The 4,452-nt window shown below is 62.7% G+C and carries 3 protein-coding genes and 1 pseudogene; 1 reads left to right on the top strand and 3 read right to left on the bottom strand.

Annotated features, from left to right (window positions below):
* Together folP and WBV42_RS11865 are read right to left on the bottom strand one after the other, a co-directional pair.
* Positions 1–2,382, bottom strand: a 2,382-nt coding sequence (folP, locus tag WBV42_RS11870) for a dihydropteroate synthase (protein WP_423986222.1), incomplete at its 3' end; no start/stop codon positions are given.
* Between the two features lie 131 nt (positions 2,383–2,513).
* Entirely contained in the window at positions 2,514–3,056 is a 543-nt protein-coding gene (locus WBV42_RS11865) for an SHOCT domain-containing protein (protein ID WP_423986221.1), read from the bottom strand.
* A 239-nt stretch (positions 3,057–3,295) separates the two neighbouring features.
* Here WBV42_RS11865 and WBV42_RS11860 point away from each other — a divergent pair, with 239 nt between their 5' ends.
* Positions 3,296–3,898: a hypothetical protein gene (locus WBV42_RS11860; RefSeq protein ID WP_423986220.1), complete on the top strand. Its 603-nt coding sequence runs from the start codon at positions 3,296–3,298 to the stop codon at positions 3,896–3,898.
* Positions 3,899–4,130: 232 nt separating this feature from the next.
* Here the strand turns inward: WBV42_RS11860 and WBV42_RS11855 are convergent.
* Positions 4,131–4,452, bottom strand: a pseudogene (locus WBV42_RS11855) (phosphoribosylglycinamide formyltransferase); the annotation flags it as partial.

The raw sequence follows: 4,452 nt of genomic DNA, 5'->3' as shown, positions 1-4,452 counted from the left end.
CTCCTCGACGTCGTGGACTCGAACGATGTCCGCGCCGCGTTCCGCGGCGATGGCCGTCCCGGCAACCGTCGCGGCGGTTCTGTCCTCGTCGGTTATGGAATCGAACATGGATTTGTGCGAGTGACCGATGAGGACGGGACAGTCGAGCGCGTGCAGTTCGCCGGTCCGTCCGAGCAGTTCGAAGTTCTCCCCGGCGGTCTTCCCGAATCCGAGTCCGGGGTCCACGATTATTTTGCTCCGGTCGAGACCCGCCTTCTGTACGAGCAGGACGCGCTCTTCCAGTTCCGCGATGACGTCCTCGACGACGTCGTCGTACTCCACCGTGTGCTCCGGAACGACGGGTGCATCGAGGCTGTGCATGACGACCAGCGGTGCGTCGTATTCGGCGGCGACGAATCGCATCTCGGGGTCTTCGAGTCCCGACACGTCGTTCAGGATGTCCGCACCCGCTTCCAACGCGGCGCGACCCACGGCGGCCTTTCGCGTATCGACGGAGATCATGACGTCGAGGTCACGAATTTCCTCGATGACGGGAACGATGCGCTCGATCTCCGCCTCGTCCGGAACCTCGTCGGCACCTGGGCGGGTGCTCTCGCCGCCGATATCGATGATGTCGACGCCCGCGTTGACCATCCGCTTCGCTTGGTCGATGGCGTCCTCGTATGCCTCGTACTGCCCGCCGTCGTGGAAACTGTCGGGCGTCACGTTGAGGATGCCCATTACCGCCGTCCGGCCTTCCCACGGGTACCCGTGACCGCCCGCCACGTCCCCAATGCCGAGCGTGTCCCGAAGGTCGTTGGCGAAGGTCGACAAGCCGTACGGTGAGTCGTCCAGTCGCCTCACGAGTCGCCGATACTGTGCAAGCGTCCCCATCAACAGCACGTCGATGTTTTCGTCGTCCCGTTCGTGGAGGCCGGATTGCGCACATTCGCCGCCGAGCGAGAGCATCTCGGCTTTGATGTACTGGGCCTGTCGCGTCTGGACGCGGGTCTTCACGACTCGGTGAACCGCCTTGCCCTGCGCGAGATGGCGTTCGGGTCTGGTGGCGTGCGTGCTTTCCAGCGCTTCCCGTGCGTCCTCCAACGAGGCGATTCGTTTCGGAATCTCCGCGCGCGTCCAGCGTGTCCGTGCCTCCGCTACGGCGAACAGCGACCCCACGACGAGGACAAAATCGTCCTCCTCGGCCGCATCGAGCGCCGTATCGAGCGCGCTTTCGACCGAACTAACTCGGTCGACTCGTTCGACGTCTTCGGCTTCAAACACGCGTGCGACGACCTCTTCGTCCTCCGCCCGGCCGATGTTGGCGTGAGTCGCGACGACGTGGTCGGGCGTCGGAAGCGCGTCGGCCATCCCCTGAATATCCTTGTCGTGCATCGCGCCGAAGACGAAGTGGAGGTCGTCGTAGTCGAATTCCGCGATGGTGTTGGCGAGGGCCGCACACGCACCGGGGTTGTGCGCGCCGTCGAGCACGACGAGCGGGTTCGTTCCCATCACTTCGAACCGGCCGGGCCAGAATCCCTTCCGCAGTCCTCGGGCGAGTTCGTTCTCCGTTACGTTCGCGACTTGGCGGGCGAGGGCCGCGGCGATGCCCGCGTTCTGCGCCTGATATTCCCCGAGCAGTGGAATCGCGGTCTCGACGCTCCAATCCGCTCCGGAGATGGAAACTGCGGCCTCGGTGTGGTTCGTCCGTCCGCCGTAGGTCGCTCGCACGTCGCTGTCGTCGTCCTCGCCGTCGCTCACGACGATCACGTCGCCCGCCTGTTTTCGAACGGCATCGAGGGCGTCTCCTTGCGTGCCGGTGACGAGCGGTGTAGTTCCCGGTGCCACGTGTGCTTTGTCGGTGGCGATTTCCTCGATGGTCTCGCCGAGGATGCCCGTGTGTTCGAGCGTGACGCTGGTGACGGCGGCGGCGACCGGGTCGATCACGCTCGTCGCGTCGTAGCGCCCGCCGATACCGACTTCGAGGATGGCCACGTCCACGTCCTCCCGGGCGAAATACCACAACGCCATCGCGGTCATTCCCTCGAAGAAGGTCGGCGAGTCGCCGCGAGTCGCCGTCTCCGTTACGTAGTGGTAGACGGACTCGACGTACTCGACGATGGCCGTCTCGGTGATCTTTCGTCCATCGACCGTGATTCGTTCGCGAACGTCGTCGAAATGTGGGGAGGTGTAGAGACCGACCGACAGCCCCGCTTCGCGGAGTACCTGCTCGGTCATTCGGGCCGTACTGCCCTTTCCGTTCGACCCGGCGACCTGTACGAACCGTCCGCCGTCGTGTGGATTGCCGAGGTGGGAGAGGAGGTTTGCGGTGGAGTCCGTCCCCGGCTTCGGACGGAAGCGCCGCAGGTCGAAAAGAAAGTTCGCGGCCTCGTGGTAGTCCATAGCTGTGAGGACAGAAGCCGAGCGCTTTAGATTGTCGGAGTTGAGATTCCCGGCAATTCGGAACCGGCTACGATTCCACTCGGGAGGGACGTCTTTTCAGTTCCAAGGGTTCCCGGTCCAACGCTCGGAAGCTACCGCTCGAACTCCCACTCGTACTCCCGTTCGAAATCCCGCTCGAACCACCGTCGTGTATCGCGGTGAGCACCGTCGTTCGTTCGTCCTTCGTCCAACAGTCGCATCATCCGTCGTTCGAACTCGTACTCGTCGATCTCGTCCGCGACGTACTGTCGCTTCAGTTCCTTCATCCGGTCCTCCTTCGTCGGCGTGACGTGCTCCGAGAGACCGACCTCGCGAGCGCGCGGCGAAACCGCCTCCGCGACGCGAGCCATTCGTCCGAGTCGATCGCTCCGCGGAACCGATACCCCCTGAACGATGGTGACGGCCAGCCAGACGAAGAAGACGCAGGACACCACCGCATCGAAGAAGAACGCGGCGACGTACGGAAACGCGGCGCGGAAGAACGCGGGGATCAGGGGCGCGTTCGCGTACGCCGGACTGCCGAGCGCGGCGAGCGTGCCGAACACCCCAAACACCACGATTGCAAGGAGGGTGAGGAGGGACACCACGAACGCGGCGAACAGCCGCTTGACCTTGGTGCTGGCGAACGCGTTCATCGACTGATGGTTTGGCTGGCTCGTACATTAAGCCATTCCTCGGGCGTTCGAGCACCGAGGATTCGCGTTCGGTAAATCGGGGTGAAAGAAGCTGTAGGAGACCATTCGAGCATAGTTGAATAGTTGCTCAATCGTTCAACTACCCGTAGCAGAAGGGATTTCGCCACTGGACGTTCGCAGTGTGGATCTGTGTCACGGTCTCGCTACGCTTTTGTATCGGTTACTCATCCAACGGATTGATGTTACACTTCTGTCCCGGATGCCGGAATTCCGACATCGAAAAACGGATTCTCGACTCCGAGGACGGACACGCGACCGCCGAATGTCCCGAGTGCGGTGAGCGATTCCAGTTCCGCTATCTTCCCCTGTACTCGTTGGAGGGCGCACCGGGCGTCGGGAAATCCACGACCGCCGGGTTACTGGACGGTGAGATCTGTCCCACGGTTTACGAGGGAGACCTGCACATCGATCTGACGAACGGAAATCTCTCGTGGGAGGCCATCTGCGACCTCGATTTTCGGGTCTGCATGACGCTTCACGCCGCCGGTCGGCGGGCCCTCTTCGTCGGCGGCGTCCACCCGCACGACATCGACGATAGCCCCGAGACACGTTATTTCGCCACTATCGAACGCTGTGCGCTCGTCTGTGACGATGCCGACCTCGAAGAACGACTGCGCGAGCGGGCGATGGCACAGGGCGACATCGACTTCATGCTCGACGTCAACCGGTGGTATCGAGACGAGGGAACTGACCACGGAATCGAAGTCGTCAACACGAGCGACCTCGCCCCAAACGAGGTCGCTCGTGAGGTTCGTGGATGGGTCGAAAACAGTGAGCAGTAGCGCAGTTCGCCATTCACTCACCCCGTTCGTTCATGGCGAAAACCACGCGAGACGGTCGCCCTCCGGACGCTGCGTCTCGCTGGCTTTAGACGTTTCCCGTCACGAGATTTTCGTCAGAATCAGATAGAAAACGTTCGCCAGTCACTCACTTCGTTCGTTCTTGGCGAAAACCGCGCGAGACGATCGCCTTTGGCGCTGCGTCTCGCTGGCTTTAGGCCCTCCTTCGCTTCGCTCAGTCGTGCCTAAAGCACCGACTCCCGGTGAACACCATCGCCATATCGTGCTCGTTCGCGGCTTCGATGACGTCGTCGTCGTTGACCGACCCGCCGGGTTGGATAACCGCTTCGATGCCCGCCTCGGCGGCCTCCTCGATGCCGTCCGGGAACGGGAAGAAAGCGTCGCTGGCCATGACCGCGCCGTCGGCGTCCTTGCCGTCGGCGTCGCGGTCCGCTTTCATTTTTGCAATCTCGACCGCATCCACGCGGCTGACCTGTCCCGCGCCGATGCCGACCGTCTCGGTACCTTTGGCGAACAGGATGGCGTTGGATTTGACG

This window comes from Haladaptatus sp. (assembly GCF_049589095.1).
Lineage (GTDB): Archaea > Halobacteriota > Halobacteria > Halobacteriales > Haladaptataceae > Haladaptatus.
The sequence above is the reverse complement of the archived record's forward strand: the minus strand, read 5'-3'. Positions and strand labels throughout refer to the sequence as shown.

Coding starts and splice junctions, on each gene's coding strand:
- WBV42_RS11860 (WP_423986220.1), top strand. CDS start 3,296: ATGTTACACTTCTGTCCCGGATGCCGGAATTCCGACATCGAAAAACGG.
- WBV42_RS11865 (WP_423986221.1), bottom strand. CDS start 3,056: ATGAACGCGTTCGCCAGCACCAAGGTCAAGCGGCTGTTCGCCGCGTTC.